The sequence below is a fragment of the Mesorhizobium sp. B2-3-5 genome, from assembly GCF_006442395.1.
Lineage (GTDB): Bacteria > Pseudomonadota > Alphaproteobacteria > Rhizobiales > Rhizobiaceae > Mesorhizobium.
This window is the reverse complement of record NZ_VFVX01000003.1, coordinates 42,770-66,251: the sequence shown is the minus strand read 5'-3', so window position 1 is coordinate 66,251 and position 23,482 is coordinate 42,770. Positions and strand designations below refer to the sequence as shown.

General features: G+C 63.2%; 26 protein-coding genes. 22 read left to right on the top strand and 4 right to left on the bottom strand.

Annotated features, from left to right (window positions below):
* Window positions 1-82: 82 nt before the first annotated feature.
* The 6 genes from FJ958_RS04920 to leuC all read left to right on the top strand — a co-directional run bounded on the left by FJ958_RS04920 (window position 83) and on the right by leuC (window position 5,575).
* On the top strand, window positions 83-496 hold the full coding sequence (locus tag FJ958_RS04920) for an organic hydroperoxide resistance protein (protein ID WP_140740145.1): 414 nt from the start codon (window positions 83-85) through the stop codon (window positions 494-496).
* Window positions 493-1,029, top strand: coding sequence for a MarR family winged helix-turn-helix transcriptional regulator (locus tag FJ958_RS04915; RefSeq protein ID WP_140740142.1), 537 nt, complete (start codon window positions 493-495; stop codon window positions 1,027-1,029). Before FJ958_RS04920 ends, FJ958_RS04915 begins: the two co-directional genes overlap by 4 nt.
* A 182-nt stretch (window positions 1,030-1,211) precedes the next feature.
* Window positions 1,212-2,009, top strand: coding sequence for a transporter substrate-binding domain-containing protein (locus FJ958_RS04910; RefSeq protein ID WP_140740139.1), 798 nt, complete (start codon window positions 1,212-1,214; stop codon window positions 2,007-2,009).
* A 114-nt stretch (window positions 2,010-2,123) separates the two neighbouring features.
* The gene (locus FJ958_RS04905; RefSeq protein ID WP_140740136.1) at window positions 2,124-2,936 is read left to right on the top strand and encodes an amino acid ABC transporter permease; all 813 of its coding nucleotides are present in this window, start codon (window positions 2,124-2,126) and stop codon (window positions 2,934-2,936) included.
* A gap of 101 nt (window positions 2,937-3,037) precedes the next feature.
* The gene (locus FJ958_RS04900) at window positions 3,038-3,673 is read left to right on the top strand and encodes a class I SAM-dependent methyltransferase (protein WP_140740133.1); all 636 of its coding nucleotides are present in this window, start codon (window positions 3,038-3,040) and stop codon (window positions 3,671-3,673) included.
* A gap of 492 nt (window positions 3,674-4,165) precedes the next feature.
* Window positions 4,166-5,575 (top strand): 3-isopropylmalate dehydratase large subunit, encoded by a 1,410-nt coding sequence (gene leuC / locus FJ958_RS04885; RefSeq protein WP_140740127.1) that lies wholly within the window; start codon window positions 4,166-4,168, stop codon window positions 5,573-5,575.
* A gap of 25 nt (window positions 5,576-5,600) precedes the next feature.
* On the opposite strand, the gene FJ958_RS04880 is transcribed toward leuC, so the two are convergent.
* Window positions 5,601-5,918: a hypothetical protein gene (locus tag FJ958_RS04880; RefSeq protein ID WP_140612882.1), complete on the bottom strand. Its 318-nt coding sequence runs from the start codon at window positions 5,916-5,918 to the stop codon at window positions 5,601-5,603.
* A 149-nt stretch (window positions 5,919-6,067) separates the two neighbouring features.
* On the opposite strand from FJ958_RS04880, the gene FJ958_RS04875 reads away from it, so the two are divergent.
* Both FJ958_RS04875 and FJ958_RS04870 read left to right on the top strand, forming a co-directional pair.
* Window positions 6,068-7,264 (top strand): GGDEF domain-containing protein, encoded by a 1,197-nt coding sequence (locus FJ958_RS04875; RefSeq protein ID WP_140740124.1) that lies wholly within the window; start codon window positions 6,068-6,070, stop codon window positions 7,262-7,264.
* Window positions 7,265-7,342: 78 nt separating this feature from the next.
* Window positions 7,343-8,551 (top strand): GGDEF domain-containing protein, encoded by a 1,209-nt coding sequence (locus FJ958_RS04870; RefSeq protein WP_140740121.1) that lies wholly within the window; start codon window positions 7,343-7,345, stop codon window positions 8,549-8,551.
* Window positions 8,552-8,596: 45 nt separating this feature from the next.
* Here FJ958_RS04870 and FJ958_RS04865 read toward each other — a convergent pair whose 3' ends face one another.
* On the bottom strand, window positions 8,597-8,950 hold the full coding sequence (locus FJ958_RS04865; RefSeq protein ID WP_140740118.1) for a hypothetical protein: 354 nt from the start codon (window positions 8,948-8,950) through the stop codon (window positions 8,597-8,599).
* Between the two features lie 344 nt (window positions 8,951-9,294).
* On the opposite strand from FJ958_RS04865, the gene FJ958_RS04860 reads away from it, so the two are divergent.
* The 8 genes from FJ958_RS04860 to FJ958_RS04825 all read left to right on the top strand — a co-directional run bounded on the left by FJ958_RS04860 (window position 9,295) and on the right by FJ958_RS04825 (window position 16,739).
* Entirely contained in the window at window positions 9,295-9,735 is a 441-nt protein-coding gene (locus FJ958_RS04860) for a hypothetical protein (RefSeq protein WP_140740115.1), read from the top strand.
* Window positions 9,736-9,976: 241 nt separating this feature from the next.
* Complete coding sequence (gene sdhC / locus FJ958_RS04855; RefSeq protein ID WP_140740112.1) at window positions 9,977-10,396, top strand: succinate dehydrogenase, cytochrome b556 subunit; 420 nt, start codon at window positions 9,977-9,979, stop codon at window positions 10,394-10,396.
* Window positions 10,397-10,398: 2 nt separating this feature from the next.
* Window positions 10,399-10,794 (top strand): succinate dehydrogenase, hydrophobic membrane anchor protein, encoded by a 396-nt coding sequence (gene sdhD / locus FJ958_RS04850; protein WP_140740109.1) that lies wholly within the window; start codon window positions 10,399-10,401, stop codon window positions 10,792-10,794.
* 1 nt (window position 10,795) lies between these two features.
* On the top strand, window positions 10,796-12,631 hold the full coding sequence (sdhA, locus tag FJ958_RS04845; RefSeq protein ID WP_140740105.1) for a succinate dehydrogenase flavoprotein subunit: 1,836 nt from the start codon (window positions 10,796-10,798) through the stop codon (window positions 12,629-12,631).
* Window positions 12,631-13,068 carry a DUF3052 family protein gene (locus FJ958_RS04840; RefSeq protein WP_140740102.1) on the top strand — a complete coding sequence of 146 codons (438 nt, stop codon included), beginning with the start codon at window positions 12,631-12,633 and terminating at the stop codon, window positions 13,066-13,068. The genes sdhA and FJ958_RS04840 overlap by 1 nt, the downstream gene beginning before the upstream one ends.
* Window positions 13,068-13,847, top strand: coding sequence for a succinate dehydrogenase iron-sulfur subunit (locus FJ958_RS04835; protein WP_140740099.1), 780 nt, complete (start codon window positions 13,068-13,070; stop codon window positions 13,845-13,847). The genes FJ958_RS04840 and FJ958_RS04835 overlap by 1 nt, the downstream gene beginning before the upstream one ends.
* 397 nt (window positions 13,848-14,244) lie before the next feature.
* Window positions 14,245-15,885 (top strand): LTA synthase family protein, encoded by a 1,641-nt coding sequence (locus FJ958_RS04830; RefSeq protein ID WP_140740096.1) that lies wholly within the window; start codon window positions 14,245-14,247, stop codon window positions 15,883-15,885.
* 221 nt (window positions 15,886-16,106) lie between these two features.
* Window positions 16,107-16,739, top strand: a complete 633-nt coding sequence (locus tag FJ958_RS04825; protein ID WP_140740093.1) for a DUF480 domain-containing protein — start codon at window positions 16,107-16,109, stop codon at window positions 16,737-16,739.
* A gap of 234 nt (window positions 16,740-16,973) precedes the next feature.
* Here the strand turns inward: FJ958_RS04825 and FJ958_RS04815 are convergent, their stop codons facing one another.
* On the bottom strand, window positions 16,974-17,399 hold the full coding sequence (locus FJ958_RS04815) for an OsmC family protein (protein ID WP_140612451.1): 426 nt from the start codon (window positions 17,397-17,399) through the stop codon (window positions 16,974-16,976).
* Window positions 17,400-17,620: 221 nt separating this feature from the next.
* Here FJ958_RS04815 and FJ958_RS04810 point away from each other — a divergent pair, with 221 nt between their 5' ends.
* The 3 genes from FJ958_RS04810 to FJ958_RS04800 all read left to right on the top strand — a co-directional run bounded on the left by FJ958_RS04810 (window position 17,621) and on the right by FJ958_RS04800 (window position 18,920).
* Complete coding sequence (locus FJ958_RS04810) at window positions 17,621-17,848, top strand: hypothetical protein (protein WP_140740090.1); 228 nt, start codon at window positions 17,621-17,623, stop codon at window positions 17,846-17,848.
* Window positions 17,845-18,201 carry a YciI family protein gene (locus tag FJ958_RS04805; RefSeq protein ID WP_140740088.1) on the top strand — a complete coding sequence of 119 codons (357 nt, stop codon included), beginning with the start codon at window positions 17,845-17,847 and terminating at the stop codon, window positions 18,199-18,201. The genes FJ958_RS04810 and FJ958_RS04805 overlap by 4 nt, the downstream gene beginning before the upstream one ends.
* A gap of 191 nt (window positions 18,202-18,392) precedes the next feature.
* On the top strand, window positions 18,393-18,920 hold the full coding sequence (locus FJ958_RS04800) for a hypothetical protein (RefSeq protein ID WP_140740085.1): 528 nt from the start codon (window positions 18,393-18,395) through the stop codon (window positions 18,918-18,920).
* 219 nt (window positions 18,921-19,139) lie between these two features.
* Here the strand turns inward: FJ958_RS04800 and FJ958_RS04795 are convergent, their stop codons facing one another.
* Window positions 19,140-20,399 carry a ubiquinone biosynthesis hydroxylase gene (locus FJ958_RS04795; protein WP_140740082.1) on the bottom strand — a complete coding sequence of 420 codons (1,260 nt, stop codon included), beginning with the start codon at window positions 20,397-20,399 and terminating at the stop codon, window positions 19,140-19,142.
* Between the two features lie 97 nt (window positions 20,400-20,496).
* On the opposite strand from FJ958_RS04795, the gene tesB reads away from it, so the two are divergent.
* From tesB to FJ958_RS04780, 3 genes are all read left to right on the top strand, one after another.
* Complete coding sequence (tesB, locus tag FJ958_RS04790) at window positions 20,497-21,357, top strand: acyl-CoA thioesterase II (protein ID WP_140740080.1); 861 nt, start codon at window positions 20,497-20,499, stop codon at window positions 21,355-21,357.
* Between the two features lie 236 nt (window positions 21,358-21,593).
* The gene (locus FJ958_RS04785; RefSeq protein ID WP_140740077.1) at window positions 21,594-21,932 is read left to right on the top strand and encodes a P-II family nitrogen regulator; all 339 of its coding nucleotides are present in this window, start codon (window positions 21,594-21,596) and stop codon (window positions 21,930-21,932) included.
* Window positions 21,933-22,137: 205 nt separating this feature from the next.
* Window positions 22,138-23,319, top strand: a complete 1,182-nt coding sequence (locus FJ958_RS04780) for an ammonium transporter (protein ID WP_246679514.1) — start codon at window positions 22,138-22,140, stop codon at window positions 23,317-23,319.
* Window positions 23,320-23,482: the final 163 nt, after the last annotated feature.

The window sequence follows — 23,482 nt, the reverse complement described above, 5'->3', positions numbered from 1 at the left end:
CCAGGAATCCGGAGCGAGGTGTTGACGGCATATTATCTTGTGTACTAAACAATAGCGCACAAGATAAATGGAGAAATATGATATGGCACTCTACACGGCACAGGCTCACGTCACCGGCGGCCGCGCCGGCCACGGCGAAACCAGCGACGGCCTACTGAAAGTCGATCTGGCCATGCCCAAGGAACTCGGCGGGCCGGGCGGCGCCACCAATCCCGAGCAGCTTTTCGCCATCGGCTACGCCGCCTGCTTCGAAAGTGCCATCCGCTTCGTCGCGCGCAAACAGAAGCTGCCGCTTCAGGACGCCGCGATGACCGCCACCGTCAGCCTGCTCCCCAATGGCGAGGGCTTCAAGCTCGGCGTCGCGCTGGCGGCTGAAACGAAAGGCCTTGATCAGGCGGCGGCGGAAGCGCTTGTATCGGAGGCGCACAAGATCTGCCCCTATTCGAACGCCATCAGGGGAAATGTCGATGTGGCGCTTTCGGTAAAGGCGGCATGACGACAAAGGTCGAAACGAGAGCCAAGGATGTCCCGGCGAAAGCCGCCGGGGCGATCCCGGTTCCGCGTCTCGACCAGCAGCTCTGCTTCGCGCTCTATTCGGCGAGTGGGTTGATGACCAAGCTATACCGCCCGCTGCTCGAGCCGCTTGGCCTGACCTATCCGCAATATCTGGTGATGCTGGCGCTGTGGGAGCGCGCGCCGCGCACGATCGGCGAGCTTGGCGAAGCGCTTGGGCTTGATTCGGCGACGCTGACGCCGCTGCTCAAGCGGATGGAGGCGGGTGGCCTCGTTACCCGCCGGCGTGATGCCGCCGACGAACGCCGGGTGCTGGTCGAGCCGACGGCCAAGGGCCAGGCCCTGCGCGCCCGCATCAAGGATGTGTCCTCGGCGCTTGCTTGCAGCGTGCCTCTGGGACCGGCCGAGGTGGACGCCCTGCACGCGACGCTCACGCGTCTTGTCGCCGACCTGCGTAAGGCAACGGTCGATGACCGGCTGGTAGATAGGGAGTCGTCGGTTCCCGACCTGGGATAAGCTCACGCCATCACTGGGTACGGGCTGTCCCCGAATTTCCGCGTTGATGGCATCTGAATCCGTTTTCGCGTGAGCTGACGCAGCGGACCGTCTTGCATGGCGCTTGCGGAAAGCTAAAGTCGGCGCCGGATTTCCTGCAGGCCCGGCCGACGTCCGGGCGCTTTAATTTCCGGGGGTGTGTCATGACCAAATCGAAACTGCTGCTGGCCGGCCTGCTGGCTCTCGTCCTGGCGCCTGTCGCCGCCTTCGCGCAGGCGCTGCCCGATCTTGGGGGCAGGAAGGTGGTAGTGGTGACCGAAAACGCCTACCCGCCGCTGCAATTCATCGACGCCAAGACGGGAAAGCAGATCGGCTGGGAATATGACGCGATGAACGAGATCGCCAAGCGGCTGAATTTCAAGGTCGAGTACCAGAGCACCTCCTGGGACGCGATGATCCAGGCGGTTTCCGACAACCAGTACAATATCGGCATGACCGGCATCACCATCAAGGACGACCGCAAGGAGAAGGTCGATTTCTCCGACCCCTATATGCGCTCGGAGCAGTTCATGCTGGTGCGCGGCGACGAAAGCCGCTTCTCCGACGCCAAGACATTCGGCGCCTTCAAGGACGGGCTGATCGGCGCGCAGCCGGGCACGACGCCTTTCTACACCGCCGTCTACAGCGTGCTCGACGGCAATGAGCAGAACCCGCGCATCAAACTGTTCGAGACCTTCGGAGCCACCGTGCAGGCATTGAAGTCGGGCGACGTCGATGTGGTGCTCACCGACGGCACCGCCGGCAAAGGCTATGTCGATGCCTCGGAGGGCAAGCTGAAGCTGATCGGCGGTCCGCTCGGCAGCGAGGATTTCGGCTTCATCTTCCCGAAAGGCTCGGATCTGGTGAAGCCGGTCAACGCGGCGATTGCCTCTCTCAAGGCGGACGGCACTTTCGACACCCTCAACAAGAAGTGGTTCCTTGATTACAAGATGGGGCAGTGAGCTCGTCTTGGCGAGCGCTCCACTGCGTGAGGACCATGTGCTGACTTTCCAACGGACGGAGTTTCTTCCCACCCCGGAACGCGACCTTCGCAACCATCCCGCTGGCGCTGCCTGATGCCTGCCGGACCGTCTTCCTCCAAATCCGAATTCCCGTGGTGGCTCGCCGTTGCCGCCGTCCTCGCACTGGCGGCGGCGTTGTTCATCGCCGCCAGCGACCTCTATGCCCAGGTCTTCGCCACCGTCGCCAAGGGCGTCGGCATCACCGTCTTCGTCACGGTGGTCGCCTTTGCGCTGGCCTCGATCATCGGCCTCGGCATTGCGCTGATGGGCCTGTCGGGTTCGCCCTGGTTGCGGCAGATCGCCCGCTTCTATGTCGAGATCATCCGTGGCGTGCCGATCCTGGTGCTGCTGTTCTGGATCGCCTTCGCCGGCGCGCCGGCCTTTGTCGCGGCCTGGAACACGCTGACCGCGCCGCTGCAGAGCGCCGGTCTGCTCGGCGAGCTTCTGGTGCGGGATGTCTCGCTCTTGTGGCGCGCCATCATGGCGCTGACCATCGGCTACTCCGCCTTCATTTCGGAGGTTTTCCGGGCCGGCATCCAGGCTGTCGAAAAGGGCCAGATCGAAGCGGCCAAAGCGCTTGGCCTGAGCCGCTCGCAACGCTTCCGGCTCATCGTTTTTCCGCAGGCGATCCGCACCATCCTGCCGCCGCTGGGTAACGACTTCGTCGCCCTGGTCAAGGATTCCTCGCTGGTCTCGGTGCTCGGCGTCGCCGACATCACCCAGATGGGCAAGGTCTATGCCGCTGGCTCTTTCCGCTTCTTCGAGACCTATTCGATCGTTGCCTATATCTATCTCATCCTGACCGTCGGCCTGTCGCTGTCGCTCAGGGCGCTGGAGCGGCGCTTGCGCCGCCAGCACGAGGAATAGTTTTTGAGCGAAGGCAGGGTTATCTTGCCTTATGCATGTCGTTGTCCCAAAACCTCGACGCACTTCTGGGCGGCATGCATGAGCGGGGAGACTCACGACCGATGATCGTCGACAAGGCCAATGCGGCGCTGGATTCCGTCTATGGAGCCGACACGCCGGAAACGCTGGCGCATGCCTATGCCGCATGGGCCGCGACCTATGACAGCGAGACCGCATCACTCGGTTATCTGCTCCCTTTCCTCATCAGCGCCTGGGTGGCGCGCCACGTGCCGGCGGGCGAAGGGCCGCTGCTCGACGCCGGCTGCGGCACCGGCCTGTCGGGGCCGTCGCTCAAGGCGCTGGGTTACGGCGATATTGCCGGGCTCGACCTGTCGGACGACATGCTCAAGATCGCCGGCAGCCGCAATGCCTATAGCGAGCTGAAAAAGGCGATGCTGGGCGGCCCTCTGCCCTGGCCGGATGGCCATTTCCGCGCCTTTTTCTCGACCGGTGTCTTCACCATCAGCCACGCGCCGGCGTCGGGCCTGCACGAGCTGGTGCGCATCACGCGCAAAGGCGGCCACGCCATCTTCACCGTGCGCGACCAGGTTTTTGAAAGCGGCGGTTTCCAGGCAGTGTTCGACGAGATGGAGCAGGCAGGTAAATGGCGCCTGGTCGAGCAAAGCCCGTGGTTCCGCTGCTATGCCATCGCCGAGCCCGATGCGCTGGTGAAGACGTTTGTGTTCGAAGTTCTGTAGGGTCTCAAATTCGCGGAGTCGCGCTGCCCCTCATCGCCCTGCCGGGCACTTCTCCCCGTGTAGGGACGGGGAGAAGGGGGCTGGCCGCAACGCCGGCGCCCCTCCTGTAACCCTGACGATTGGCGAAATCGGTGACGACAGCGCCCCTCTCCCCGTCCCTATACGGGGAGAGGATGCCGGCAGGCAGGTGAGGGGCAGCGCCAACGTCTGGATGGGTTGAGGGATAATTCAAAACCTGAGCGGTTGCCTGAGTCATCGGATCAACCAATTGCCGAAAAGGCAAAACATTGCTATTTACCCCGCCATGGAAGAGCTTTTTGGCGATCCAGCCTATAAGGGTTTCGTGCTGCAGGACAGAAAACGCCTGCCGTCGCGATTTTCCGCGCGCGTGTCCGGCGCCCTGACCAGCCGACTTCGCTGATCCCCGACGCTCGGCCGCAGGCTTGCGGCATCTGCTCCTTTCCTCATTCTCATATCGACGGATTTACGCACATGAGCGCACCGCGCACCCTCTACGACAAGATTTTCGACGACCATGTCGTCGACCGCCAGGACGACGGCACCTGCCTGCTCTACATCGACCGCCACCTCGTCCACGAAGTCACCAGCCCGCAGGCCTTCGAGGGCCTGCGCATGAGCGGCAGGAAAGTCCGGCATCCGGAAAAGACGCTGGCCGTGGTCGACCACAATGTCTCGACCTCGCCCGAGCGCAAGTTCGGCATCAAGAACGAGGAAAGCCGGATCCAGGTCGAGGCGCTGGCCAAGAACGCCAAGGATTTCGGCGTCGAATATTATTCCGAGAACGATATCCGCCAGGGCATTGTCCACATTATCGGCCCGGAGCAGGGTTTTACCTTGCCCGGCATGACCATCGTCTGCGGCGACAGCCACACCTCGACGCACGGCGCTTTCGGCGCGCTGGCGCACGGTATCGGCACGTCCGAGGTCGAGCATGTGCTGGCGACGCAGACGCTGATCCAGCGCAAGGCCAAGAACATGCTGGTGCGCGTCGACGGCCAGTTGCCGGAAGGCGTAACCGCCAAGGACATCATCCTTGCCATCATCGGCGAGATCGGCACCGCCGGCGGCACCGGCTATGTCATCGAATATGCCGGCGAGGCGATCCGCTCGCTGTCGATGGAAGGCCGCATGACCATCTGCAACATGTCGATCGAGGGCGGTGCCCGCGCCGGCCTGATTGCGCCCGACGAGACGACCTTCGCCTATGTCAAGGACAAGCCGCGCGCGCCGAAGGGCGCGGCGTGGGACGCGGCGCTCGAATACTGGAAGACGCTGCAGTCCGACGAAGGCGCGCATTTCGACAAGGTGATCGTGCTCGACGCTGCGAAACTGCCGCCGATCGTCTCCTGGGGCTCCTCGCCGGAAGACGTCGTATCGGTGCAGGGCGTGGTGCCAAATCCGGAGGAGATCACCGACGAGAACAAGCGCACCTCGAAGATCCGCGCGCTCGACTATATGGGGCTGACGCCGGGAACCAGGATCACCGACATCGAACTCGATCGCGTCTTCATCGGCTCCTGCACCAATGGCCGTATCGAGGACCTGCGCGCCGCCGCCAAGGTGGTCGAGGGCAGAAAAGTCAATCCGCGTGTCAACGCCATGATCGTGCCGGGCTCCGGTCTGGTCAAGGAACAGGCGGAAGCCGAGGGTCTCGACAAGATCTTTCTCGCCGCCGGTTTCGACTGGCGCGAGCCGGGTTGCTCGATGTGTCTTGCCATGAACGACGACCGACTGAAGCCACATGAGCGCTGCGCCTCGACCTCGAACCGCAATTTCGAGGGCCGGCAGGGCTTCAAGGGCCGCACCCATCTGGTCTCGCCGGCCATGGCGGCGGCGGCGGCGATCGCCGGCCACTTCGTAGACATCCGCGACTGGAAATAATCCAGCCCGGGCCTCGCGGCCCGGGTCAAGCCTTCCCGTCGCGCCGGATGAGTTCGTGGAATTCCTCCCGGTGCCCAGGTTCGTCGGCCGCGACGACAAGCGCCAGTTGCTGCTCCTCAAAGATCTTGAACCACTCGTCCCACTCGACGAGCTCATAGCCACCGGCATTGACCGGCCGTTCCGGTTGGTCTTGATCCTGATAGGCGTGCTGGCCAAAGACCAGCCTCAACATCGGCTGCGTTCCCGCCTCGGGCGATATGTCGACGATTGCCGGAAAGCCGGCGCGCCCGGCAGTCCATGAACGGATTGCATCGTGGTCGGTCAATGTGATCGTGTCGGCCATGATCTGCTCCTGATGGTGAATGCATGAACGCCGCCGACAGCGCCGGGTTCCCCCGCAACACATCGTGGCGACACTCCGAGTTTAACCGCTTGTTTGCGCTTGCCCTCTAAGCTCTTCCCTGACGTCAAGCAAGGGGAAGTCACCGTCCTTTGGACACCGGCCTGCTGATAGCGCTGCTCAATCCAACGATCGCGCTGGCCCTCGGCGCGGCCTTCCTCGTGCTATGGACCTATCAGCGCCACCGTCCTTATCTTGCCGTGCTGGCGTTCAGCTACTGTGTTTCGGCACCCGGCTTTCTGTTCCAGTATTTCACCTTGCCCATTGGCATGGCACTGACCAAGCTGGTGTCCAACATCTGCTTCACCATCGCCGGCTGTTGCCTGTCGGGCGCCATCGTCGCCCGCTACGGCCGCAAGGTGCCCTATCTGGGTATCGGCATGCTGGCAGGGGGTGGCCTGGCATCGTTCTGCTGGTTCCTGTTCGTTGAGCCGGACCTCACCTGGCGTATCCTGGCGATGAATTTCGCCCTCGGGGGCATCAGTCTTCTGGTCGGCGCCGAATTGCGGCCGGTTCGCAACAACGGCCCGACAGAAAAGATCCTGTTCGTGCTGTCGCTGCTGTCGGGCCTCAATTTCTTCGTGCGCACCCTTATCGTCGTCATCGCGCACGGGCCGTTCACCACCTATGACGGGTTCTATGATTCGTCCTACTGGACGACGGCGCTGCTGTCGCATGCGCTGTTGTCGCTGCTGATCGCGCTTTGCCTGTTCACCGCCGCGGCACTCGACGTGATGAAGGCGCTGAAGGCCGAGACGCACACCGATCCGCTGTCGGGCCTGCTCAACCGACGCGGTTTCGAGGAGCGCGCGGCCCTGCTGCTGGACCGTTGCGCGGCGGCGAAGTTCCCGGTGGCGCTGGTGCTGGCCGACCTCGATCATTTCAAGGCGCTCAACGATATGCACGGGCATGCCGCGGGCGATCGGGTAATCGCCGACTTCGCCGACAAGCTCCGGTCGGCAGCCGGTGCGCGCGGCGTCGCCGGGCGTATCGGTGGCGAGGAGTTCGCGGTGCTCTTGCCCTTGAGCGATCTTGCCGCGGCGCGATTGCTGGCGGAAGCCGTACGCACGCTCTACTCGGCTGGCCGTGTCGACGGATTGCCCGCCGGCATCAAGGTCACCGCCAGCTTCGGCGTCGCGGCCCGCACCGGTGACGAGGCCCTGGGGCCGTTGATGCGCCGCGCCGACGAGGCGCTCTACAAAGCCAAGAAGACCGGCCGTGACAGCGTGCGGCTCTCCTATGAACGACCGGAAACGGTGTTCATGCCGGAGTCGGTCAGGGCCGGCTGACACCGCGTATCCCAGCTCACGTTAACGTCTTTTTCGCCCGTCCATGGTTAGCTGACGCCCCGGGGGATCGAAACAGATATGAGCGGCGCCAACTTCATCCTGTTGATCAATTTGTCGGCTGCCGGCCTGCTGGCGGCGGCCTTCATGGCGGTCGCGTTCCATGATGTCGGCCGTGTGCCGGCCCGCTGGCTGGCATCAGGCTATCTCCTGGGCATAGCCTATTTCGCCATCGAATTCAGCATCCCCGCCTTTGCCGATGCGCGGTTTCCGGTGGTCACAGCCTTTGCCGTGTTCCTTGGCGCCACCATGGCCTTCAATGCCGGACTGGCCCGCAAATATGGCGTGGCGCCGCCATGGTCGCCAATGCTGTTCTTCCTCTTCGCCACCACCATCGCCGTCTATTATGTGCAGGACCTGCCGCGCCAGTCGCTGGCTCGCATGATGGCCTACCAACTCCCCTACGCCGTCATGCAATTCGTCGCGCTCGCCATCGTCTGGTCCTCAAGGCAGAGGCTGGCCGGTCTCGACCGCATCCTGATGGCCGTGCTGGCGCTCAGCGGCATGCAGTTTGCCTCCAAGCCGTTCATCGCGCATGCGCTCGGCGGCTGGGGTGCTGATCCGCAGGCCTATCTGCAAAGCAACTACGCACTGGTGTCGCAATCGCTCGGTACCATCTTCGGCCTTGCGCTGGCGCTGCTGATGCTGGCAATCCTCGTTCGCGACGTGCTGGCTGAAGTGACGTCGAAATCGGAGACCGACACGCTCTCGCGGCTGCTCAATCGCGGCGCCTTCACGCGTCGGGCGGAGCAGGCGGTGCTTGGCGCCACGCGGCAAGGCGTGCCGGTCGCCCTGGTCATCGCCGATCTCGATCATTTCAAGGCCATCAACGACAGTTTCGGCCATGCCTCGGGCGACCTTGTCATCGAGACCTTCGCCGGCCTGCTGCGCGAGGCCGCCGCCGGCCACCATGTCGCGGGCCGTATCGGCGGCGAGGAGTTCGCCATCATCCTTCCGGGGACCAACCTTGCCGCCGCACGGCTGTTCGCCGAAGGCACCCGCAGCGCGTTCAGCGCGCTGCCCATCGACGGGCTGCCGGCGGACAGTCGCTGCACGGCGAGCTTCGGGGTCGCCGAACTTCATGCAAGCGAAGATGTCGCCGATCTCATGCGGCGAGCGGACGAGGCGCTCTATCAGGCGAAGAATGCCGGGCGTGATTGCGTGCGCGTCGCGCCCGTCGAAGCCCGATCGTCAGGCGAGGCCGAAGCCAGCTCCAACTCTCTATTTTGACGCAATTGCTAACGGAAATCGCTACGCATTTTTCCTGGAATTGGTCTAGCGGCAAGGGCTGAGTTGCGGCATCTCGCCGTCGGAAAGCCCGTACATGTAGCTGCGGCCCTTCACGAACACCGGCGGGCGGTAGCAATCGCTGTAGCCAGTGATCTCGTCGGCTTCGTTCTGATAAATCACCTTCGGCTGGCCGGCGCTGGTGTAGGCCGACAGCTGCTTGGCCAGTTTGCCCTCGCCGACGATGATGCGCTTGTAGCCGGCGGCACTGTCGATGACGAGATTGCCGAAGGAATCGGCGTAGACTCGGTCCTGATGCTGTCCGGCGCATGCCGGCGCAGTGAAGCCGACGGCCAGGCCCGCAACCGCCGCGAGGCAAGCCAGCACTGAATTCGAACGCATTTTGTCCTCCTTTCACCGGCGTGACCCAGGGCCTCGGCCCGGACTTCCTCCGAATCGGAAATTAACCCTTTCTTAACCTTTGTTAAGGGGTGGACGGCCTTCGGCGGCAGATCTTGATGAACATGGTTAATTTCACGGGATGGGCCGCGGGCATCCGCTTGCCTGTTCCGACCTGCTGACTCCAGGTGAACTTGATCTTGCCGCGCCGCATGGCTAGAGCATTCCGCTGTTTCACGGAAACGGCGGAATGCTCTATCTCTTTGTTTTGACGCAATTCCGGACGGAAAACCGCTCACACTTTTCCTGGAATTGCTCTAGCGTGCCGCGCACGAAAGGGGCAGCGCATGACCTTTGGCCACACGGTTCGGGTGATCACTATCCCGCTGCTTCTCGTTGCCGCGGGCTGTGTGCCGCAAGATGGCGCACCGAAGGCGGCATCGGCCGCGGTCCCGCCTGCTCTGGCTCAGCAGTCCGCCGCACCCGCGGTGCCCTTGGCGCCGGCAACCTCGGCACCCGCAACCAAGATCACCACCGACCTTACCGTGCCGCGATCAAGCACCGGCACGGCCACCTATAGATGCGGCAACGGCGACATGATCACCATCCAGAGTCTCGGCACGTCGCTTCGCGCGGTAGGGCGGGATGGCGTGGCCGAGGAGTTTGCAGCGTCACCCGCCAACCAGACCAGCCGCTACCAGGCGGCGACGCATGACGCAATCGTGATCGACGGACGCGAAGCGCTGGTCATGAAGAAGGGGTCGACACCACAGACCTGCAAGCGATAAGCCGGCGCGAATCGCAGCTATATACCGCAGTGCAGCGACGCTGCGCCGGCTTCGAATCGCGCGCTAATCGATTGAAGCGGAAGCGACCCAGTTAATCAGACTAAATTACGTTTTCGAAACGGTTTTCTGGCTTTGACGCGGTGCAAAAAGAGCATTAGAAACCGGCTGTCCGAAGTCGCAACCGGAAGCGGCAATGCCGCATTTCCACCTGAGGCTCCAGAGACGCCGAACTGGGGGAGCCATGAGCAAATCACCAGCCACCCGCGCGAATATCAGACGTGAACGGCCGCTTTCGCCGCACCTGAGCGTGTACCGGCCGCCGATCACCATGACGATGTCGATCATCCATCGCATCACCGGCGGCGCGCTCTATTTCGGCACCCTGCTTGTCGCCGCCTGGCTGACGGCGGCGGCAAGTTCGCAGGGCGCCTTCGACTGGATCAACTGGGCGTTTGGCACCTGGCTCGGCCGGCTCATCCTGTTCGGCTACACCTGGGCATTGATGCATCACATGCTGGGCGGCGTGCGCCACCTGGTCTGGGACACCGGCGCCGGCCTTGAAAAGCATACGGCCTCCAGGATCGCCTGGGCGACGCTCGCCGGCTCGATCCTGCTCACGCTGCTGATCTGGATCGTCGGCTATATGGCGCGGGGGGCCTGATCATGAGCGGCAACAACACCGATATGCGCACGCCGCTGGCGAAAGTCCGCGGCCTGGGTTCCGCCCACGAAGGCACCGGGCATTTCTGGCGCCAGCGGCTGACGGCCATTGCCAATATCCCGCTGATCCTGTTCTTCGTCGGCTTCCTGATCGCGCTCAACGGCGCTGGTTACGCGGAGGTGCGCGCGGCACTCGCCAATCCGTTCGTAGCCTTGGTGCTGGCCCTGGTGCTGATCTCTCCGCTTTATCATATGCGGATCGGCATGCAGGTCATCATCGAGGACTATGTGCATGGCGAAGGCATGAAGCTGGCGCTGATCGCGCTCAATACATTTTTCACCGTAGCGGTTGGGGTCGCCTCGCTCTTCGCCCTGCTCAAACTGGCATTCGGAGGCTGAGTTGGCCAAGGACGCGAAATCAGCCAACACGGCGGGCTATACCTTTGTCGACCACAAGTTCGACGTGGTGGTCGTCGGCGCCGGAGGTGCCGGCCTGCGCGCCACGCTCGGCATGGCCGAGCAGGGCCTGCGTACCGCCTGCATCACCAAGGTGTTCCCGACCCGCTCGCACACGGTAGCCGCACAAGGCGGCATTGCCGCATCGCTCTCCAATATGGGTCCCGATTCCTGGCAGTGGCACATGTACGACACCGTCAAGGGGTCGGATTGGCTGGGCGATGTCGACGCCATGGAATATCTGGTGCGCGAAGCACCGGCCGCGGTCTACGAACTCGAGCATTACGGCGTGCCGTTCTCGCGCACCGAAGAGGGCAAGATCTACCAGCGGCCGTTCGGCGGCCACATGATGAATTACGGCGAAGGGCCGCCGGTGCAGCGCACTTGCGCCGCCGCCGACCGCACCGGCCACGCCATCCTGCACACGCTCTACGGCCAGTCGCTGAAGCACAACGCGCAGTTCTTCATCGAGTATTTCGCCCTCGACCTGATCATGGAGCCGGACGGCGCATGCACCGGCGTCGTCGCCTGGAACCTCGATGACGGCACCATTCACCGCTTCTCGGCCAAGATGGTGGTGCTGGCGACCGGCGGCTATGGCCGCGCCTATTTCTCGGCAACATCGGCACACACCTGCACCGGCGACGGCGGCGGCATGGCGGCGCGCGCCGGCTTCCCGCTGCAGGACATGGAATTCGTGCAGTTCCACCCGACGGGAATCTACGGCGCCGGCTGCCTGATCACCGAAGGCGCGCGCGGCGAGGGCGGCTATCTCGTCAATTCCGAGGGCGAACGCTTCATGGAGCGCTACGCGCCCTCGGCCAAGGACCTTGCCTCGCGCGACGTCGTCTCGCGCTGCATGACGCTGGAAATCCGCGAGGGCCGTGGCGTCGGCAAGAAGAAGGACCACATCTTCCTGCATCTCGACCACCTCGATCCGGCGGTGCTGCATGAGCGGCTGCCCGGCATTTCGGAATCGGCCAAGATCTTCGCCGGCGTCGACCTGACCAAAGAGCCGATCCCGGTGCTGCCGACGGTGCACTACAATATGGGCGGCGTGCCGACCAATTACTGGGGCGAGGTGCTGAACCCGACGGCCTTCAATCCTGACCAGGTGTCGCCCGGCCTGATGGCGGTCGGCGAGGCCGGCTGCGCCTCCGTGCACGGCGCCAACCGGCTGGGCTCGAACTCGCTGATCGATCTGGTCGTGTTCGGCCGCGCCGCGGCGATCCGCGCCGGCCAGGTCATCGAACGCAAGTCGGCCATCCCTTCGCCCAACGAAGCCTCGGTCGAAAAGATCGTGGACCGCTTCGACAAACTGCGCCACGCCAATGGCTCGACGCCGACGGCGGTGCTGCGCGAGAAGATGCAGAAGGCGATGCAGGAAGACGCCGCCGTGTTCCGCACGCAGGAATCGCTGGAGAACGGCTGCAAGCGAATTTCGGAAATCTGGGGCGAGCTCAAGGACATCAAGGTCTTCGACCGCTCGATGATCTGGAACTCCGACCTTGTCGAGACGCTGGAACTGGAAAACCTGATGGCCAACGCCATCACCACGGTCTACAGCGCCGAGGCGCGCAAGGAGAGCCGCGGCGCGCATGCGCGGGAGGATTTCTCGGCGCGCGACGATGCCAACTGGCGCAAGCACACGCTGGCGCGCGTCGCCGAAGACGGCAAGGTGACGCTGAGCTACCGCCCGGTGCATACCGAGCCGCTGCTGGCCGAAAAGGACGGCGGCATCAGCCTCGCCAAGATCGCCCCGAAGGCCAGGGTGTACTGATGGCGCCGGCGGCGACGGGATATTCGGGCACGCCTCTTCCGGCCAAGCTCGGCCTGAAGGACGGCATGATCGCCGCCTTCATTGCGCTGCCGCCTGAACTCGACGAGCTAGCCGAAGCCGTGGACTTCGCCGAAGTCGACCGGCTGGCCGACTGGTCCGGTATTTCCGGGACGACCCTGAAATACGACGCCATCCATGCCTTCAGCCGCCAACGGGCCGAGATCGAAGATCGTCTTGGCGATATCGAGGCGGCGATCAAGCGCGACGGCATGGTCTGGGTCTCCTGGCCGAAGAAAGCATCGAAAGTGGCGACAGATGTCACCGAGGGGGTCGTCCGCGCCGAGGCGCTGAAGCTCGACCTTGTCGACGTGAAAGTCGCCGCCGTGAATGAAATCTGGTCCGGGCTGAAGCTCGTCATCCGAAAGGACCTGAGGTAATGGTCGAACTGACGCTCCCCAAGAATTCGAAGATCCAGCAGGGCAAGACCTGGCCGAAGCCGGAAGGCGCCACCAATCTCAGGGAATACCGCATCTACCGCTGGTCGCCGGACGATGACGAGAACCCGCGCATGGACACCTATTTCGTCGACATGGACGATTGCGGGCCGATGGTGCTCGACGCGCTGCTCTGGATCAAGAACAAGATCGATCCGACGCTGACCTTGCGCCGGTCCTGCCGCGAAGGCATTTGCGGCTCCTGCGCCATGAACATCGACGGCTCCAACACGCTCGCCTGCACCAAGGGCAGCGACGACATATCCGGCGCCGTCAAGGTCTATCCGCTGCCGCATATGCAGGTGGTGAAGGACCTGGTGCCGGACCTCACCAATTTCTATGCCCAGCACGCCTCGATCGAACCGTGGCTGAAAACGGTGTCGCCGCAGCCGGCCAAGGAATGGCTGCAGAGCCACGAGGATCGCGAGAAGCTCGACGGGCTCTACGAATGTATCCTGTGCGCCTGCTGCTCGACCTCATGCCCGAGTTACTGGTGGAACGGCGACCGCTATCTCGGCCCGGCGACCTTGCTGCAGGCCTATCGCTGGCTGATCGACAGCCGCGACGAGGCCAAGGGCGAACGGCTCGACAATCTGGAAGACCCGTTCCGCCTCTACCGCTGCCACACCATCATGAATTGCGCCCAGACCTGCCCGAAGGGCCTCAACCCGGCCAAGGCGATCGCCGAAATCAAGAAGATGATGGTGGAAAGACGGGTTTAGCAGGCCCCCAAGGCGATCCCTTCACTGATCGACAGCGCCGGATACGCTGATGTTCAATGTGGCGCATGCCGCCACTGGCCGGAAGACCGCGTGTGCCAGTATGGCACTGATACAGCGGACGCTTGGGCCGAATGCTTGTGCGGCTGCGCCGCAGTTCCGCCTTGCTCCGCCTGCTTTTGTTGCTTGGGCCCGCAGGCCGCGCATGAATTGCTGGCGTGCCGAACGCCATCATCATTGTTTCAAACATGTCGCTCGCCAGAACCGGGGACAGCGGCACATATTAGCAGTAATGCAAGTAATTGACTGCTGACGCGCGAAGCTGCGCAACGTTTGTCTTAGTATAGTTTTAAATAATCCTCGGTATCCAATTTCGAACTCCTCGCTCGAGTGCAAGGTGATGCGCGGCTCCATCACAAGTCGTTACTGGATAGTTGGACCATTGATCTCCACGGCGACAGTGGGATCGCTCACCTGGCTTGTGTCGCGGATCTATTTTCAGGAGAGCGGGCAGATCGCGGCTCTCGGCCTGGGGGTCTTGATAGCACTTCTCTTGCTAGATCGCTTCCAGGACAACAAGGCGGATCAGCAAGAAAGCAAGTGGTTCAGGCTCTATTTCTCGCTCTTCCCCTGCCTTTTATTCCTTGTCTATGTCTATCTCGAAAGTGCCTTCGGCTATTTTGACTGGGGTGCGATGCTGATGCATGCCGATGCCGGCATGCTGACCCCCGGTGTGGTGTATGAATATCTGCTGCATACCGGCGGCACGATACTGGTCATTGTGGTCGTCCTTTTCGGTCTTGGCGCACTCAAGGCACGCGGCACGCTGACCAGAGGATTGGATGTCGCCCTGATGGCGTTCTTCCTGGCGGCAAACCCGATGCTGACGCGTCCGATCTCGGCAGCGATCCATCCCAACCCGCTGCATGATTTCCTGTCCAAGCGGTTCGTCGACATCACCTCCTTGACAAAGCCGCTGGCTGAAATAGCGTCCGCGACCGCCGCGCCAAGGAACCTAATTCATATTTTCATCGAGAGCGCCGAGCGCACCTATATGAACGAGGAGTTCGGCGACGTTATGGACCCGTTGCGCGAATTCGACCGGCGTGGCCTTTCGGCAACCAACATGGTGCAGCTTGCCTACACCAATAATTCCATCTCAGGGATGGTCGCTGCGAACTGTGGAACGCCGCTGCTGATAACATTTTTCACAACGCGCCAGTATCTGGAGGAGAATTCGCAATTCCTGCCGGGCCTGACCTGCCTGGGCGATGTCCTGAAAGCACGGGGCTATCAGCAGAACTTTGTTACCGGTTGGCCACTCAGCTTCACCGGGCAGGGAACATTTTATTCCACCCACGGCTACTCGTCGCTTTTCGGAGGGTCCGAAGTGGTGGCCGCCGTCAACGGGCGCGGCAACTCTTTCGGCGCCGACGACGCCGAAGTGTTGGATCTGAGCATCGACATTCTGCGGCGCGCGAAGCGGGACGGCAAACCGTTCTCGTTGACGATCGCCGTCAGCGGCGGGCATGCGATGGATGGCTACCTGACGGACAAATGCATCGGCAAGACGGGGCTTTCTCCGCAAACGCCCAATATTCTCCATGCCGTGAAATGCACGAATATGCTCATCGCGGAGTTCATTCACAAAGCCGAAGCCGAAGGCCTGATGGCGAACACCGTCCTGGCGTTGCAAAGCGACCACCTTTCCGCGCCGAGCAAGGTCACGGATCGTTTGAACAGATATGAACGACGCAACTTTTTCTCCTTGTCGGGGGAAGGTATTCCTTCCAAACCGCATACCGGACTTTCGGGCACGATCGACATATTTCCCACCATTTTGGACGCGCTGCGTTTGCCGCCGCCCAATGGCAAGGCTGCCTTTGGCGTGTCGCTGCTAGGGAATCGGCCGACGCTGGCCCAGGAACTTGGACAGACCCAGTTCGACAGCGCAATCTATGCCGAGGATGTGCTCGTCAGATCATTCTGGCAGGTGAAACCGGCGCGGACGGCCGCGGCGCTTGGGGCTGCTGCATATTAGTGCCGACACGCGCACCGCTTCGCACCCTGTCCCGCCAATCGCCAACGACTCAAAGCGGTTCAGCGTTCGATCGAATTGTTGACCCGCTAACTCTTTGTTTTCGCGCAATTCCGGACGGAAACCGCTACACAGTTTTCCTGGAATTGCGCTACAACGGACGCCATCGACGAAGCTGCGGATCTCCGCTCGGAAAGGTCCGTCAGAGTCTGAAAGGATGCCCAATGAGCGATGACCTTCCTATCCTTTCTCCCAGCGAAGCGCGCGTGCTCGGCTGCCTGATCGAGAAGAAGGAACTGACGCCGGATGTCTATCCGCTGACGTTGAACGCGGCATTGGCCGCCGCCAACCAGAAGACGGCGCGCGAGCCGGTGATGGTCTTGGAACAAAGCGAGGTGCATCGCGCGCTGAAGCTGCTCGAGCAGAAGGGGCTGGTGCGGCAGATGTTCGGCTCGCGCGTCGAGCGCTACGAGCATCAGATGGCGCAGCGCTTCTCGCTGACCACGCCGCAGACCGCCTTGCTCGGTCTGCTCTTGTTGCGCGGACCGCAGACGGCGCATGAGCTGCTGGCACGTTCGGAACGCATGGCGCGCTTTGCCTCGTTCGAGGAGCTGCGCGACGATCTCGACCTGATGATCGGACGGCGGCCGCCATTGGTGCAGTTGCTGGAGCGTGCGCCGGGCCAACGGGAGGAGAGGTATGTGCATTTGTTGAGCGGACCGGTGGAGGCGGCAGCGGTTGCGGCGCCTTGGCAGCCGGCGATATCGTCTTCGGAGTCCGATCTCGAAGCGCGCGTGCGGGCGCTGGAGGAAGAGGTCGCGACGCTGCGGGCCAAGATAGAGGCGCTGGGCGGCTAGTTCACCGGAGGTTGGCGCGAGGCGCCCCCCTCTGCCCTGCCGGGCAACTCCCCCACGAGGGGGGAGATCAGATGTACGCCGGCTTTCGCCAATGTACGCCGGCTTTCGCCAATCGCCGACGTTGAAAGAGAAGCGCTAGCGACCGAGCTGCTAATCTCCCCACTCGTGGGGGAGATGCCCGGCAGGGCAGAGGGGGGGCGCGAAGGAACGCGATCTCGGCAAATAGAACGCAAATCACTCCAGCCTGGCGTCGAGTGACACTTTTATGGCGCCGAGCGCCTTCGAGACCGGGCATTCGGCCTTGGCCTTCTCGGCCAATTCCTTGAACTTCGCCGCATCGATCCCGGGCACCTTGCCGACCAGCGTGATCGCGCTGCCGGTGATGCCGGTGCCCGGAACCAGCGTCACCACGGCCTTGGCATCGAGTTCGTCGGCGGGCGTGCCGTTCTCGGCCAGGAAATGCGAAAGCTGCATGGCGTAGCAACCGGCGTGGGCAGCCGCGATCAGCTCTTCCGGATTGGTGCCGGATTTGCCGCTTTCATCCTCGAAGCGCGCCTTGAACGAATAGGGCGTGCCCTTGAGCGTCCCGCTCTGGCTGTCGAGCGTGCCCTTGCCCTCTTTCAGATTGCCTTTCCAGACGGCGGTTGCGGTGCGGTCCATTGTGGTCTCCTTGGCCTCGTTTGCGCCGGCCCGGCGCCAGCGTTCCTTCCAACTATAGCGCGGACGCATGGGAAGGCCATCGCGCCATCGCAGCGGAAACCGCGGCATCGGCGCCCGTGGCGAAATTTTTTCTGAAAAATGCGCGTGCGAAAATGTCGGCTTCCATCCGGTCCGGCCGTCCTGCGGACGGTCACGAAGCTTATGGCCGGATGGAGGTTCACATGGACAATCTGCTTTTCGCACTTTGGCACGAGCGGGGCCACAGGCCCGGGCGACAAGACGGCTTCTGGCTGGACCCGCCGGCGTCCGGTTTCGGCCGGCTGCTTGCGGCCGTCGCCATCATAGGGGCCGCGGCCTGCCTTCTCGACCAAGCAGCGGCGGTCGAGGGCAAGGCTGACACGCCCGCCGCCGCATCCTATGGTTCATCGCAGCACGGGAGCCGGAAATGAAATATGTCTGTCTGGTCTATGGTGAGGAAAAGGACCTCCATGCGCTGACCCCGGAGCGTGGGGCCAAGCTCAACGCCGATTCGCTCGCCTATGACAGGTCCCTGGACCAGGAGGGCAAGCTGATCGTCGCGCAGGCACTGCAATCGGTGCAGACCGCCACAACCGTGCGCCGCCGCAAGGGCAAGAGGCTGGTCACTGACGGACCATTCGCTGAAACCAAGGAACAATTGCTCGGCTTCGTCATGGTCGAGGCCGACAATCTCGATGAAGCGCTGGACATCGCCGCCAGGATTCCGTTGGCGGAGATCGGTACGATCGAGGTGCGGGCGATCTACGACGTACCGGGATCATAGAAGATGTCGGCTGGTGGGACAGCACCCCTCTGTCCTGTCGTCCACAGGGGTTGGGAAGGAACTCGGCGAACCGGTCTTGAACCCTGACGCCACTGCCAGCGCAACGAAATTTCTTCCCCTGACGCAACTTTTGCGTGTTGAAGCAACGCGACACTTCTCCTATCGTCGCCAGGATTTTGGGGGATTTCGGCATGCCTTTCCTGATTGCTATCCTTGGCGTGCTGGGAGCGGCGGCATTCTGGTATTACCGGATGAAGGCCATGAACGACGCCGCGCGCGAGGTTGCCGATGTCGTCGGGCGCGTGCAAGGCAACATCCGGCGCAAGAAGCTGCGCAAGCAGGCGGCGCTGTCGCCGCTGACGGCGATCGACGATCCAGTAGTGGCCGCCGCGACGCTGATCACATCGATCGTCTCCGAGAACGGGCCTGTCCTGCCGCAGCGCGAGGCCGTCATCCGCGAAGTCATCTCCGGCATTGCCGACAAGAAGAAGACAGACGAAGCGGTGATATACGCCAAATGGGCGGTGTCACAGATCGACGACACCACACTCGTCATCGACAAGCTGGCGCCGTTCCTGCGCGGTCGTCTCGACCCGAACGAACGGGAAGACCTGCTCAGGATGCTGAACCGCGTCGCCCAGGGCGGCGAGCAAAGCGTCAAGGTCGCCGACCAGCGGATGTTGAGGTTGCGGCAGAAGCTTGGGTTCGAGGTGAACTGAGGGGCCGCCTTCTCGTCATTCCATGGCGCAGCAAGGAGCGACGCGGCGCAGACCAGAATCCAATCCGTTACCTATAAGCGTTGCAGCGGTGCGGAATTGTGCTCGGCTGCATTCTTCGACCAAGGTCACGGCATGGATCCTCGGGTCTGCACGTCCGCTTCGCTCCCGCTCCGCCCGTGGATGACGACGTCGTGCAGGCCTCGGCCAATTGCCAGGCGATCAGATCGGCTCGCCTCGCAACAGCCTCGGCGTATTAACCGACAGTCCCGATGCCTGGCGGATGAAGAACTCCTTCAGGCGCGGCATGCGCTCGACCAGGCCGAGGCCGATGTCGCGGACAGTGCGCAGCGGGGTGATGTCGTTGGAAAACAGCCGGTTCAGCACATCTGTCGTGACGCCCATCTGCACCGTATCGAAACGGCGCCACTGCTGATAGCGCTCCAGAACGTCGAGCGCGCCGATGTCCTGGCCGAGCCGGTCCGCCTCGACGATCACCTCGGCAAGCGCCGCCACGTCCTTGAAGCCCAGGTTCAGGCCCTGGCCGGCGATCGGGTGGATGCCATGGGCGGCGTCGCCGGCGAGCGCGATGCGGGGCGCTACGAAGGCGCGCGCAAGCGTGAGGCCGAGCGGCCAGGCGCGCGGCTTGTCTGCAACGCGGATCTCTCCGAGCTTCAGACCAAAACGCCGTTCGAGCTCATGCTCGAAGACGAGATCGTCACCGGACACCAGCGCCTCGGCATCGGCGGTGCGCTCGACCCAGACGATCGACGAGCGGTTGGTGCCGTCCTCGTCAGGCTTGAGCGGCAGCGTGGCAAAAGGGCCGGCAGGCAGGAAATGCTCTTCGGCGCGGCCATGGTGGGGGCGCTCATGCGCCACGGTGCAGACGATGCCGGACTGGCCGTATTCCCACTTCACCGTCTTGATGCCGGCCATGTCGCGCAGCTTCGAATTGACACCGTCGGCGGCAACAAGCAGCCGCGCCGCCAGCGTGGCGCCGTCGGCGAGATGCACTGATATGCCGGCGCCGTTGGTTTCGAAGCCTTGCACCGCGACGCCTTCGATGATGTCGATGCCGAGCTTTTCGGCCCTGCGGCGCAAGGCGCCGTTCAAAACCTTGTTGGCCACCATATGCGCGAAGGGCTCGCCCGGCGCGACCTCGCCGCCGAAGGTCAGGAACACCGGGCGCACCGGATCGGAACTGCGCGAATCGGTGATGATCATCTCGGTGATCGACTGCGCCTGAGGTGCGATCTCGGCCCACACGCCAAGCTGGTCGAGCATGCGGCAGGCAGCCGCGGCAATGGCTGAGGCGCGGCCATCCCTTTGCCAGGCGCCGGCGGGTGCGGCATCGACCAGCGCTACGGCAAGGCCCGGCCGCGCTTGTTTCAGCGAGACAGCGCTGGCCAGCCCGACATAGCCGGCGCCGGCGACGAGAACATCGAGCCGGGATCTGGTCTTGGCGTCCGCCTTGCGTTCCATTGTCTTGGCTCCTTGCGCGCGCCCGGGCCTGCGCCCTTGACGGCTCGTTCTTCCTGTCGGAAACCGCCATAGCAATTTTGAGGCGAGGTCACAAAACATGACGGCGGCCATGGACGAGCTTCTGCGCATTCTCGACCTCGAGAGGCTGGAACACAATCTGTATCGTGGTCGCAGCCCCCAGGTGGAGTGGCAGCGCGTCTTCGGCGGCCAGACGATCGCCCAGGCCCTGGTGGCGGCGCAGCGGACCGTGGAGCCCGATCGCTTCGTGCATTCACTGCACAGCTATTTCATGCGGCCGGGCGACATCAAGGTGCCGATCATCTACGAGGTCGACCGCATTCGCGACGGCGGCTCCTTCACCACGCGCCGCGTGCTTGCGATCCAGCACGGGCAGGCGATCTTTTCACTGGAAGCCTCGTTCCAGGTCGACGAGAAGGGGCTGGAGCATCAATTCGCGCTGCCCGACGACGTGCCGCCCCCGGAAGGACTGAAGACGCAGCGCCAACTGCTCGAAACGGCCGACCGGGTGCCGGAAGCCGTTCGACGGTTCTGGGCACGGGAGCGGCCGCTCGAGCTGCGGCCGGTCAACCTCGAACACTATGAGAGCCGCGACAAGCTGCCGCCCCGGCAGAATGTCTGGATCCGGCTAGCCGGACCGGTTCCCGAGGACCGCGCGCTGCAATCGGTGCTGCTCGCCTATCTCTCGGACATGACGCTGCTCGATACCTCGACCTTCGCGCATGGGCGCGGCCTGTTCGATCCCGACATCCAGGCGGCGAGCCTCGACCATTCGATGTGGTTCCACCGGCCGCATTCGCTCGACGGGTGGCTGCTCTATGCGCAGGACAGCCCGTCGAGCTCGGGATCGCGCGGCTTCAGCCGCGGCATGCTCTACGCACGCGACGGCACGCTGATTGCCTCGATGGCCCAGGAAGGTTTGATCCGGCTCAAGCGTTGATCGGAAGCCGGCGAAATAGGCATTTCCAAAAAATTGCATAAATTTTAAGCATGCGGCATGCCGCAGGCTCCGGCACCTGTTGGCCGCGGCCCATCCATTTCTTTTGTTTACAACAGGTTAAGATGCTGCTTCGGCACTTGGCACGGAGCTTGAATCCTTGGGGGCACTCTCCGGCTCCTCGGGATCGGTGCAGTCGTGCAAACGCGGGGGACCGCAACAGCAAAGGGTGAAACCTTATGAAAATCGTGATGGCAATCATCAAGCCGTTCAAGCTGGACGAGGTGCGCGAAGCGCTTACCGCCGTCGGCATCCAGGGCCTGACCGTCACCGAAGTCAAAGGCTACGGGCGTCAGAAGGGGCATACGGAAATCTATCGCGGGGCGGAATACGCGGTCAGCTTCCTGCCGAAGATCAAGATCGAGGTCGCGGTCAGCGCCGACATGGCCGACAAGGCCGTCGAGGCCATCACCGCAGCCGCCAAGACCGGCCAGATCGGCGACGGCAAGATCTTCGTTTTCGGCATCGACCAGGCGGTGCGCATCCGCACCGGCGAAACAGACAGGGACGCACTTTAAGCGGCGGACACGTATTCCAATGGAGAGTTCAATGAACATGCCTTCCACCTTGAAGAAGACGGGACGCGCCGCCCTTTTGGGCTCGCTCGCTCTCGCAGCATTGGGCACGGTCGCCGCCTTCGCGCAGGAGGCCGCCCCCGCTGCCGCGGCGGCCGCGCCGGCCGCGGCCCCGACCCCGGTGCTCGACACCGGCAACACCGCCTGGATGCTGACCTCGACGGCGCTCGTGCTGATGATGACGATTCCGGGCCTGGCGCTGTTCTACGGCGGCATGGTGCGCAAGAAGAACGTGCTCGCCACGATCATGCAAAGCTTCGCCATCACCTGCCTGGTGACGGTGCTTTGGTTCATGTTCGGCTACTCGCTGGCCTTCTCCGACGGTGGCGGCATGAATGCCTATCTCGGCGGTTTCTCGAAGTTCTTCCATCACGGCATCACCACCGCGACGCTGTGGGCGCCGGGTGTGGCCAACATCCCCGAATTCGTCTTCTCGATGTTCCAGATGACGTTCGCCATCATCACGCCGGCGCTGATCGCCGGCGCCTTCGCCGAGCGCATGAAGTTCTCGGCGCTGCTGATCTTCATGGCGCTGTGGCTGGTGTTCGTCTACGCGCCGATCGCGCATTGGGTGTGGGGCGGCGGCTTCCTTGGCACGGCGGGCGTGCTCGACTTTGCCGGCGGCACGGTGGTCCACATCAACGCCGGTGTCGCGGGCCTGGTCTGCGCACTGGTGCTCGGCAAGCGTGAGGGCTACGGCACCACCAACATGGCGCCGCACAATCTGGTCTATTCGGTGATCGGCGCTTCGCTGCTGTGGGTGGGCTGGTTCGGCTTCAACGCCGGCTCGGAACTGGCGGCGGACGGGCTTGCCGGTGCGGCCATGATGAACACGCAGGTCGCGACCGCGGCGGCGGCGCTTGCCTGGATGTTCGCCGAATGGATCATCGCCAAGAAGCCATCGGTGCTCGGCATCGTCTCGGGTGCCGTCGCCGGCCTCGTCGCGGTGACGCCCGCTTCCGGCTTCGTCAACCCGACGGGCGCCTTCATCGTCGGCATCGTCGCAGGCGTCGTCTGCTACATCTCGGCGGTCAAGGTGAAGCATATTTTCGGCTATGACGACTCGCTCGACGCCTTCGGCGTGCATGGCGTTGGCGGTATCGTGGGTGCGCTGCTCACCGGCGCGCTCGCCGATCCGGCCATCAACGCGCTCGGCAAGGGCGCGTCGGTCGCCACCCAACTCTATGGCATCGCCTTCACCATTCTGTGGACGGCGGTCGTCACCTTCGTGATCCTCTACATCGTCAAGGCGCTCGTCGGCCTGCGTCCATCGAGCCAGGAAGAAGTCGAAGGCCTCGACGTCACCCAGCACGGCGAAGTGGTGCCGTAAGGCCACCCTCGCCAAAGGGCCGGCGGAACCTCCTCCCGCCGGCCCATATCTCCGCGCATTTCCGGGCGATGAAGCGCTGCATGCGTTTCCCGGAATTGCTTGAAAACAATCCCGTCGTGACGCTCCCGCAAGGAGCTCACGCCTTGAGGCCCGGATCGCATCC